6 protein-coding genes are annotated in these 10,836 nt (G+C 42.6%); 3 read left to right on the top strand and 3 right to left on the bottom strand.

The window, feature by feature from the left end:
- Nucleotides 1-373: 373 nt before the first annotated feature.
- The 3 genes from H6F44_RS20690 to H6F44_RS20680 are packed head-to-tail and all read left to right on the top strand — an operon-like array spanning nt 374 to nt 4,282.
- Nucleotides 374-1,153, top strand: a complete 780-nt coding sequence (locus tag H6F44_RS20690) for an ATP-binding cassette domain-containing protein (protein ID WP_190352984.1) — start codon at nt 374-376, stop codon at nt 1,151-1,153.
- 20 nt (nt 1,154-1,173) lie between these two features.
- Complete coding sequence (locus tag H6F44_RS20685; protein ID WP_190352983.1) at nt 1,174-2,769, top strand: glycine betaine ABC transporter substrate-binding protein; 1,596 nt, start codon at nt 1,174-1,176, stop codon at nt 2,767-2,769.
- Nucleotides 2,770-2,797: 28 nt separating this feature from the next.
- Nucleotides 2,798-4,282 (top strand): FAD-binding domain-containing protein, encoded by a 1,485-nt coding sequence (locus H6F44_RS20680; protein WP_190352982.1) that lies wholly within the window; start codon nt 2,798-2,800, stop codon nt 4,280-4,282.
- A gap of 41 nt (nt 4,283-4,323) precedes the next feature.
- Here H6F44_RS20680 and H6F44_RS20675 read toward each other — a convergent pair whose 3' ends face one another.
- The 3 genes from H6F44_RS20675 to H6F44_RS20665 form a co-directional block, all read right to left on the bottom strand.
- Entirely contained in the window at nt 4,324-4,968 is a 645-nt protein-coding gene (locus H6F44_RS20675) for a methyltransferase family protein (RefSeq protein ID WP_190352981.1), read from the bottom strand.
- Nucleotides 4,969-5,126: 158 nt separating this feature from the next.
- On the bottom strand, nt 5,127-5,447 hold the full coding sequence (locus H6F44_RS20670; protein WP_190352980.1) for a hypothetical protein: 321 nt from the start codon (nt 5,445-5,447) through the stop codon (nt 5,127-5,129).
- Between the two features lie 42 nt (nt 5,448-5,489).
- Entirely contained in the window at nt 5,490-10,697 is a 5,208-nt protein-coding gene (locus tag H6F44_RS20665; protein WP_190352979.1) for a DEAD/DEAH box helicase, read from the bottom strand.
- Between the last annotated feature and the right edge of the window lie 139 nt (nt 10,698-10,836).

Raw genomic sequence — 10,836 nt, 5'->3', positions numbered from 1 at the left:
GCTTGATCGTCTAACAGTTCAGTTAGGGGAAACTTGATCATGTTTATGTCTGTTGTTGCGTCAAAACTTTTTTCCTATTTTACCATTTCACCTATTTACCCACATGAGCGAAATAACTAAATTTAATTGTAAGGCAAGTTACCCAAAAAACTTTCTTGGCAGATAAAGCTTCTTTTCTAGTCAGACCTGTCTAAGGAAGGAGATCAGGTAAACTAGGCATACTGTTGTTTTACAGCAATTGCTGATCAAACGAACCACAAGATATTTTTTAAAAAGCTTGCGAAGCAAGCTTTTTAAAAAATATCTTGGTTTGGGTTTGAGCGCAAAGCGCTGTAAGACCATATTTTTTGAAATTAAGTATGCAGTTAGTAATATGCCCCAATCAACAAGTAGGAATTCTCCAAATGTCGATTTATCAAATGTCAAGGTGGAATTTCAAGACGTGAACTTTCGCGTAGGTCGCCGAGAGCTTGTGTCACAGGTAAATTTAACCATCAATCAAGGCGAAGCATTACTGCTATTGGGGCGAAGTGGTAGTGGTAAGACGACAACTTTAAAGTTAATTAATCGTTTGCTAATACCAACTTCAGGACAGGTTTTGGTTGGCGATCGCTCTACCCAAGAGTGGGATGCGATCGCGCTCAGACGTAAGATTGGCTATGCAATCCAAGAGACGGGTTTATTTCCCCACTTTACGGTTGGCGAAAATGTGGGACTAGTTCCATCTTTGCTGCAATGGTCTAGACCAAAGCTTGAAGCTAGAGTTTATGAAATGTTGAACTTAGTGGGTTTAGAGCCAGAAGTATTTGTTCATCGCTATCCTCACCAATTATCAGGAGGTCAACGTCAGCGTGTCGGCATTGCAAGAGCTTTAGCTGCTGATCCGCCAATCCTGTTAATGGATGAACCCTTTGGCGCACTCGATCCGATTACGAGGTTGGAATTGCAACAACAGTTCCGCTATTTACAAAAGCAATTGGGAAAGACTGTCGTATTTGTCACCCATGATATTCAAGAAGCCTTTTTTCTGGGTACACGCATTGGCTTGATGCATGAAGGTCAACTAGTGGTACTAGGATCTAAAGAAGAATTCATGCGATCGCCCCATCCCGAAGCCCAAGCATTTATGGCTTGTTTGCCAACTAATTTGTAAAGCAGAAATTAAATATTTCCATGCCTTCGGCAAGGACACAATTAAAAACCTTGGAGATTACTGAGTTGTTTAATTTTCTAAATCAATATACATCTGAAATTTTGCGCCTTAGTGGTGAGCATTTAGTTTTAGTCATTATGGCGATGGTTGTCGCCATTGCGATCGGTATTCCTTTGGGAATTCTGATTACTCGTCGCCCTAGATTTGCTCCATTAGTTCTAGGGATTGCCAATGCTTTACAGACTATTCCTAGCTTGGCGATTTTTGGCTTTCTCATATCGGTTCCATTTCTAGGTGGGATCGGCAAAACTCCTGCGATCGTGGCGTTAACTCTTTATGCCCTCCTGCCCATAATTCGTAATACTTATGTTGGGATTCAGAACATCGATCCTGCTGTGCGTGAAGCTGGACGCGGGATGGGAATGACTGATTGGCAATTATTAACTCAGTTGGAACTGCCCCTTGCTACGGGGGTGATTTTAGCGGGTGTGCGCGTAGCAACAGTCATTTCTGTGGGAATTGCCACCATTGCCGCCGCGATCGGTGGTGGTGGATTGGGCGTATTTATTTTTCGTGGTATCTCCACTGTTAATAATCAATTGATTCTGGCAGGGGCTATTCCCGCCGCGATCATGGCGCTAGTTGCCGATTTTAGTTTGGGTTGGTTAGAGAAAAAGATTACTCAACAGAAGATAAAACAATCAAGGTCTAATCGTCAATTTACGATTGTGGGTATTGTGGCGATCGCGATGATTACCGCGATAACGACTATTCTGCTCCAACAAGCACCAGCCAAAATTATCATTGGCTCTAAAAACTTTACCGAGCAGTTAATCTTGGGTGAATTATTAGCCCAACAAATTGAGAACCGCACAAACTTACAGGTCGATCGCCGTTTTAATTTGGGTGGAACCTTTGTTTGTCATGAAGCGGTAAAAGGGGGACAAATTTCAGCTTATGTGGAATATACTGGCACTGCACTGACGGCGGTATTAAAGCTTCCTCCAATTACTGATCCTGCGGCAGTATATCAACAAGTTAAACAAAACTACGCTGACAATTTTCAATTGGAAGTAATGTCATCCTTGGGTTTCAATAATACCTTTGCGATTACAATTCGCGGTGAAGATGCGAAGCGCTTCAATCTCAAGACGATATCTGATGCAGCACCATATACTCCCAAATGGCAAGCGGGATTTGGTTATGAGTTTTTAGAAAGAGCCGATGGCTATGCAGGATTAGCCAAAACCTATGGCTTAAAGTTTGAAAAGCCCCCGCAACAAATGGAAATTGGTTTAATGTATCAAGCCCTTGCTCAAAAGAAGATTGATCTAATCGCAGGAAATTCTACTGATGGTCTGATTCCAGTTTTAAATTTATTTATTTTGGAAGACGATAAAAAGTATTTCCCCCCCTACGAAGCTGTGCCAATTTTCAATCAGGCAATTTTACAGAAATATCCAGAAGTACGCGGAGCGATCGCGCAACTGGCTGGGTTAGTTTCTAACGAAGATATGCAAAAGATGAATTATCAAGTTGATAGTCAGGCTATTCCCGTTGAAACGGTTGTGAAGAATTGGCTGAAGTCTAAGCTAACTAAGTATAATTCTAAATAAGAAGTCGTCAAGTAGAAAGCTATTACTTATGCCGCTAACCGTAGTATGGTTTCGACAGGACTTACGCATTTACGATTGCGAACCTTTGCTGAGAGCATCTCGCCGAGGTCAAGTTATTCCCATCTACATTTTCGAGCGATCGCTACTCCATCATCCCGAAGCTTGCTCAGCACAGATCGCTTTTACTTTGGACTGCTTGAAAGCTTTAGATATAGATCTGCAGAAGCTAGGCGGAAGGTTGATTTTAAGAAGTGGCAATCCCATAGAAATTTTACCGAATCTGATTGCCGAAACCCAAGCAGAGGGAATTTATGCCCATACAGATTGCGATCGCATTTATTGCAGAGTTAGAGATGCCAAGATTAATGCCGCCTTAACAGAGCGACAAATGAAAATTCGCTGGTTTGAGCCATCCGCCAGTATTGATGAACTAAGTGCTTATCCCAAATATCGAGAAAAGTGGTATGAGGATATGAATGAGGCGATCGCGCCGCCACCGCAAAGGATAGTCGTGCCAGACAATGTTGCTAGCGAAAAGATTCCCACTTTAGAGGAGTTAGGACATCAAAGGGATGGGAAAATCATTCCAGAAGGGGGAACGGAACCAGCGCGATCGCTTCTTAGAGAATTTTTTGATAATAAAGCTGAAAGCTATTATTGGCGGCTTTCATATCCAAGTGCAGAAGCCACTACAGGCTTAAGTCCCTACATTAAGGTTGGAGCGATTTCGATCCGAGAATGCGTGCAATTCGCCAAAGCCTTCACAAAAGATCCAGATTTTCGGATTCGACGCAGCAGCCAGCAATTGATTTCGCGATTGCGATGGGGAAGCGGATTCCATCAAAGGTTTCGCTATATGCCTCAGCTAGAATTGCGATCGCTGTACGCTATCTTTGACGATGAAGGATGGGAATTCGATCTCGCTCTTTATCAGCAATGGCAGCAAGGACTTACGGGATTTCCCATAGTTGATGCGGCGGCTCGGTGCTTATTAGCAACGGGAGGCTGGAAAGAATTGAACTTTCGCAGTCGGGCGATCTATTCCAGTTTCCTAAGCAATTTATTAGGAATGGATTGGCGTTATGGAGCTTTACATTTTATGCAGCATTTGCTTGATGGCGACTGCGCGATCGACCATTACCAATGGGCAATGCAAGCAGGAGTTACTCACTGTGTCGATAAGTCATGGACGCGGATTTACAATCCTGGTGAAGTGGCGATCGCAAGATGCGATCCCGAAGGTAAATTCATCAAGCGCTGGCTACCAGAGTTGTCGGAAGTACCCACTGAAAAGTTGGGAGGAAATTTGCAGATATTCGGCTATCCCGCACCGATGCTCGATTACAAGCAGGCAAGACAGAAGCGAGTCAAGCAATTAGAACGACAGCGATCGGGTTTTCGCAATCAAGAGAATGTCTTACCCTACTTAGCGAGAATGCCTGAATTTCCAATCCCCTTTGCAAGGCAAGATTTTAGTGAAGGGGCGGATTGGTTCAGCGATCGCATCCAGTAGAGCTTATCGATCCTAGTTGCGATCACTACATAGACCTAATCTTAATTCTCTTGGAGAATTGGTGTTGTTGTAGGAAATAGCTTGGGTAACAACAACCCAGATTTTGCTTTATATGCCTCAAATTCAGGATATCTGGAAAGAGATTTATCTTTCTTGAGCATATTGGGAACAAAGATTCCTGTAATAAATCCACCAAGAATTACGAAAGGGAGCCAATGCTGAGCCAATATTGCAAAGCTAACGTATATCAAAATCTCTCCTAAATAGTTAGGATTGCGCGAACGAGCAAAAAAGCCTTCTGTAATCAACCCAGTTTTATATTTGAGTGTGTAATATTTTTGAGCATCGCTACCATAGGTAAAAAAGACACCCAATAAATTAATAAATACTGCCAAAGCAATTAAAATATTAGAAGGCTCCGAACCACTACTGATTAGGATAAATGGTGCTATCCAATAAAGTCCAATCACAAAAAAAGTAAATATTACTGTTCCGATTGGGAAATCTTGTTCCCACTGTTTATCAGGATAAAAACGATCCTTGAGTAACCAAAGAATACCGTACCCACCATGCAAAGCCAGATATATAAAAGCGGCTAAGTTAAAGTTGTTGTATGCCGACATTAGAGATAGGACAACTATCGAGGTCAGTCCCTTATGTAGATTGATTGCGTGTTTGATTTTCATGAATTTTAACTTTAATGAAAGTTATACCAAATGAAGAAATGGCGTAGCCATTTCTTCATTTGGTATAACTAAGTAAAGAGTACGTCTGCCATTTTTTTAGCTATTTATTACAAAGTATTGCTTTTTCATGGTTTTGATTTTCAATAGAACACAACACCTTACTCCAAACTCTCCACAACCTCATTCAACTCAGCGATCGCTCGCAATAAGCGATCGCGCAAAGCATCGTCTAGCTTGGGATTTTGTAAAGCAACCTCTTGGATAGCGGCTAACCACTTAGCAAACGGGACATGGCTTACGGCGGCGCGTAGTCCCATGTTGGTGAGGACTGCACGGTAAAAGCCTTTGAAGTCCTCTGGGTCGCCGTAGTCATAGAAGCCATGCCATAGTTCTAACTTTTCGGGAGTGTAGGCTTCGTATTGCTCGAAGGTAATTGGGGTGCGATCGCTTTGGGGCTGGGGAAGTGGTGGCTTAGACATAAGGATTAGTTAGTTAATTTATTAAGTGAAGGCATATAAAGACTAGTGCAACTTTAGACTTTGTATCTCTGAACGCCAGTCTTGGTCATAGCGGAGAGTTAACACATAAAAGTTTGCCAAGTCTCTTAGATTGTCGCGATCGCGCCGATCTTTTTTGCGTTGTTCGGGGGAGTCATGAACAGAACCATCACAGAAAATTGCGATTTTCTCATTTAGGTAAACGAAGTCAGGTTTGATATTAGCTTCCTCAATAAAATATTGGGCTGCATCGGGTAATTTGTAATGGCGATCGTAAATTTCCTGAAGCACTTGTCGCTCAAAATCGGAATTTGGATCTGTTTGCGAAAGTAGGGCTTGATATTGTTCTTCTCTGTTGACATTTGGAGAATGACGATCGATTAGGCTAGTTGTTAATTTATCTAAGTAATCATGAATGAGATGGCGATCGAGCAAGGCATGATCCAATTGGTTACTGTAGGACAATAGGCATTCATAGCAAGCTTTTACACAGTCAGGCTTATTTTGTTCTGCTGTAAAGTGGCAAATATCTAGCGCTTCTTGAGCAATACGTTGAAACGATTGAGGATTGCTAATGATTTGCGATAGTACACCCGCGCCACCTTCCGCAGCTTCCCAGAATAATAAGTATTTACCATTGCCAAGGCGTTCAGAAGATAGCTCATTCTCTTCCAGCATATATACTGCTTGAATAGCCCTCTCTAGAGCATATTGTAATGTAGCTAGAAATGCCTCTTGATTCTCCTTGGGTATATTCTGAGGTTGGATTACGAGAATATTGGATGTTTCTTGTACCTTCAGGATAACTTGGTTGTGAGGAAGATCTTCAGGATTAACAACTTGATTTGCTGCTGCCATATCTCCATTAGAATCGCCCCATTCACCTGTTTTCGGGTTTAGCTTAAAATCAATCTCTTCACGGTTATTTTTTAATCCTCGATTGACGCGCCATAAATTGGCAGTTTCTCCATAGCTGATTTCTATCAAACATTCTGTAGATTGTTCTCTTTGAACTACGACTTTAGCAACTTCGCGCTTATGTGTGGCATAGCGAAAATGGGTAGTCATCGTGTAGCCATATTTTAGGCGCTCTTCCTCATCACAGGTAATGCGTTGACGGCGTTTAGTTGATGCGGTATTCATTTCCAGCAAACGATGGGTTTTGGCATTTAATCTACCTTTATCCTCAATCTTTGCGCCACAATTCTCACAGGTTTCTCTATCCCATCCAGATTGTCCTTCATGGAAGTAACCACAGGAATAGCAAAAAGCAGCTTGTGTATATTCATCTTGAATGCCGCCAACAGATATTTTGGTTTTGGCAATTTGGAATTTATTACCTTCGTAATAGACGATATTTGAGGGGGCAAACTCACGAATGGCAACATTGCGAGGTCGAGAAATGAATCTGCCGCCATCAAAAGGAATATAGGTACGAATAGGACGACGGGGGAAATTGTATCCAGGGAGAAAGCCTTCCGTAGCCAAGTATCGGTAGGGGGAAAACTCCTGTTCTGATAAGTTGCGATTTTGATTACTAGTAGCCCCGATGAGTAAGTTTATTTGCCTTTTGGCTTCAATCTCTAGATTGTCAGCATTCTCTCTCTCAGCATTACTAATTCCACCTGCGGCAAAGCGATCGCTAATCTTTCTGGCTTCTTCCCTTTGCTTGACTGCGGCTGCATAAAGTTCGCGCCAACGTTGACAAGCACGGTCAAAGGCATTAGGGGCATCTTCAAGGGTACGGCGTATCCAGTTGTCACTGTACCAACTAGCTCGATTAATATCAGCTTGACAGAACTGATCGGCTAGGACTTCTCGAACAGATTCAATGCATCTATGCAAGCAATCGCCTGTACTTGTAGTTTGAAATCTAGCTCGAAGATCATCATTAAGAGGGTAATTTGGCGCATCCATGTTTAATAACTGATTCATGGAATTTTTTAAATCAACACCAGTTTGTGCCAACCAAATCGCATAAACATGGGACTGCATGAGATCTTGGTTTGCAAGTTCTAGTTTGGGAGGCTCAACTACCCCTGAAACCATTTGTCCTTGACGTTGGTAGAAATATCGATCGTGTCCACTGCCAACGGAGGCGTAGCTAATTACGAGGGCTTCCTGATTACTCCGTCCTGCCCGTCCGCTACGCTGAGCATAATTTGCAGGGCTAGGAGGGATATTTCGCATATGTACAACATTGAGGTCAGAGATATCAATTCCTAGCTCCATCGTTGGCGAGCAAAATAGAGCCGCAATCTTACCATTTCTAAAATCTTCTTCACGCTTAGTGCGGTTTTCATTGGTAACTTGTCCTGTATGCTCCCGACCTTCAAGATTTTTAATGCCACTTGCGTTTCTTGCGTATAGAGATTGGAAAAACTTATTAGTCTTGGTATGTCTATTAGTGCTGCCTTGGAGACGCTTGGAGGTAAGTAAGCTAACAGGAATTTGCTCTAATTTGACTGTATGCCATTGAAGTTTAGTTAGGCAAAGCTGAACAGTTTTAGCATCTCCAGTCAAAAATCCTGAAGCCCGTAAAGCTGTAATTAATTTTTCTAGTAATTCTTGATAAGCTGGCTCTGAAAGGGTTTCAGGTAAAGATGACCATGCTACATTGCTACTCAAGAATCGCCCAATTTGACTACGCTTACTTAGGGAAATCGTCTCCCTTATATTTGATTTTATATTTGATTTTGTATTTGATTTTGTATTTGATTTTGTATTTGATTTGCTACTTGAACTAGTATCATCTTTATCCTTGATGAAAATTGCTGATTTTGCTTTGTAGAGATTTTCATCTAGTTCAAATTTCCAGCGATCGCTAATGGATTGAGCAACTTCTCTGTATAGTCGATCTACTCGTTCTGGTTCTAATATCTCAGCATCGATCGCTAGTTCGCGCCGCAATAAATCGAGCAGTTCCTTAACCGCAATAAAGCGCTCTTGAGGTGATGCTTTACTGAGGATAGGATGATCAATAGTTTGCCATAGAGATTCATCTTTGCAAGCATCTTCCAATCCTTCGTATTGGATTTGTAGCAATCCGCATTGTTCTAAGTTCGGTTGCAATAATCTCCAGCCCCGTCGCAGGTCTTCATAAAGTCGATATTCCAATAGATTCCGAAAAACCTTCTCATTTCTTCTACTGGTATCAAAAGGTGCTGGTTGTTTAGCATATTCCTCTTCAGGCAAATTCATTTCCTTGAATACAGCTTGAGCCAGAACCTCATGAGTAAGTAGTTTAGCTTTAGCCAAAGCATTACACAAAGACGATCGCAGAAATGTGGTTTGCACAAAATCATTGAAATGTCCTGCTTGCAATGAAGCATCTTGACGATTATCGGTAAAGCTCAGAACTTTGGCAGCATGATTATTTTCACCGAGACTGGCTTTCAGTTCTTCAACAGTGGAGAGACAGAGCAAAGTAGTGGCACTGCTGCGTCCTTCACTGCTAAGTCGCGAGAGCTTGGTAAACTCAGCTTTGCGCCCGTCGTGGAGGATTTCACAGTTCAGGCAAAAGCGAAAAGGCTTTTTGATAAACCAACAAGGAATACCTTCAGTTAATTTATCAGAAATCCTACCATTGGGCAGAATTTGCAGCTTTTGCGGAATGCGATCGCTATAGCCTTTCTTGGGTTCTCGTCCACCTCTTTTCGTAACCTTGAACCAACTATCTGGCAAGCGATCGCTATCTTCATCACTCCATAAGTCAGGTTCATCAAGGGTAATGTAACCCTCTTGAATCTCCGTATTATCAGGGTCAAAGTCGATCGCGTTGGGGAGTAGGGGCGTAACTTGGTGATTTTCGCGATCGCAACGCACCATGTAGTAATCATGTCCACATTCACGACAAAAGACGAGAGGGAATAACAAGCGATCGCCTGTGGTGCTGTATTGTCCGTCAAGGGTAAGGTGTCGCCGATCTTTTGGTTCAATCGTGGCATAGACACTGCCGCCTTGTGAGATGAACTGATGCAGTCTAAAAGTTAAACCTTTTGTTCGGCTGCCCCATAGCAATACATCGGTAAGTTTTTGTTCGCATTCAGAGACTAGATGTCCTGTCAGTTCAGCGAGTTGCTTTGCACCAGTGGAGATGGCGATGGGAGTACGACGAATCAAATGTCCATTGTCATCTTTTAGCCCAAAGTTCATCTCAATCCAAGCGGGGAGAGGGTGTTGGCGAAAGAGGGCGAGATCGGTTTGCGGATCTGATGGCTCAGGTAAGAGTTGAACGATCTCCGCTTTTAATTCTGAAAGGTCAGGCTCAGGGCGATCAATGGAACGTTTGAGGGTTTCATCAATCACATGATTGGGTTTGACCTCCGAACCGAAAAGTTTACTGGCGACATCTGCGATCGTCTTGCGGATATCTTGGCGATCGCCTTGGGTGGACATTGTGGCGCTCGTACCGATGTAGATCAGCTTTTGACCGCACCGTTGCTTCAGTTTACGGATTAGCATTGCCACATCTGCACCTTGACGACCGCGATAGGTGTGCAACTCATCGAGGACAAGAAACTTTAAATTTTGGGATTGGACAAACTTTGCTTCGTGGGTGCGCGAAAGCATCAGTTCCAGCATGACATAGTTTGTAAGCAGGATTTGCGGTGGATTGTTTTGAACTTCCGTTTTCTCAGCTAGGCTTTCTTGACCCGTATATTTTTCAACGCGAATATGGGTGTCTGGAACATTTTTGAGAAACTTCCTTAACTCCTCTTCTTGGGAATTAATTAAGGCATTCATGGGATATACCAAAATTGCCCTAACGCCTGTTTGGTCTGGATTACGGAGTAAATCGTCAAAAATTGGCACGATATAGGTTAAACTTTTGCCCGATCCTGTACCTGTAGTGACAACGTAGTTTTCTTGGCGATGAGCAATTTCAAAGGCTTGTTCTTGGTGATAGCGAAATTGGAAAGGATGTTTCTGTTTTTGTTGATCTTCAAAGCAAAAATATTTAGCGCAATCAGGGTGCAGAATCCCTGCTGCAATTAGCTGATCGGTGCTGCGTCCATTTTTGTACGCGGGAGTGAGTTGCAAGAGGGGTGGTGTCCAGAGATGTCCACTATCTAACTCCTGTTCGACAAATTCTTTGAGGCGCAGATCGGAGATTTTGAGAAAGCTTTCGATGTAGCTGCGATATTCATTGATGATGCGATCGCGTTGAGCAAAAATATTGAGTGTAGTATTAGGGATAGAGTCGTTGAAGTTAGTAATAAAATCGCTCATGTGGGTAAATAGGTGAAAGGAGGGACAAGAAGACGGCGGAGGAAGTCAAAATCAATCCAACGTAAATTGTAAGCCCACTCAAACATGGCTACATAGAGATGCAGATACTTTTTATGGATACCGCGAAATGGACGAACAA

This window comes from Pseudanabaena cinerea FACHB-1277 (assembly GCF_014696345.1).
In the GTDB taxonomy this organism is placed as follows: Bacteria; Cyanobacteriota; Cyanobacteriia; order Pseudanabaenales; family Pseudanabaenaceae; genus Pseudanabaena; species Pseudanabaena cinerea.
Note: the sequence above shows the minus strand (reverse complement) of the source record. Positions and strands in the feature narration are given on the sequence as shown.